This window comes from Roseibium sp. AWQ4_254 (genome assembly GCF_056161025.1).
Genome location: NZ_JBSWYH010000122.1, coordinates 1 through 270 on the forward strand (window position 1 = coordinate 1; position 270 = coordinate 270).

Annotated in this window: 1 pseudogene; it reads right to left on the reverse strand. The window is 56.3% G+C overall.

Annotated features, from left to right (window positions below):
• Window positions 1–193: pseudogene (locus ACXAIC_RS24890) on the reverse strand (IS110 family RNA-guided transposase); the annotation flags it as partial.
• Window positions 194–270: the final 77 nt, after the last annotated feature.

Sequence of the window (270 nt, forward strand, 5' to 3'; positions counted from 1 at the left end):
TTACCAGCCAGTGGCCCCAGGTGCCCGTTTCCATCACGATCCGCTCAGGACAAAGGCAGGTCGCCTTCAGCGCCTCAAACAAAGACACAGGATCAGTTGCAACCTTGCCACGACCAACGACCTTCCCATCCCGGTCCTTCACGCAGAACGAAGTCTCTTCCTTCGAAACATCAAATCCAACATACTCCGACACGGTCACTCTCCTTTTATGCCTCTTGGGGCGTGTGCTACGACCCCGCATCATAGGCTCAGGAGAGTGGCCGCCGGAAT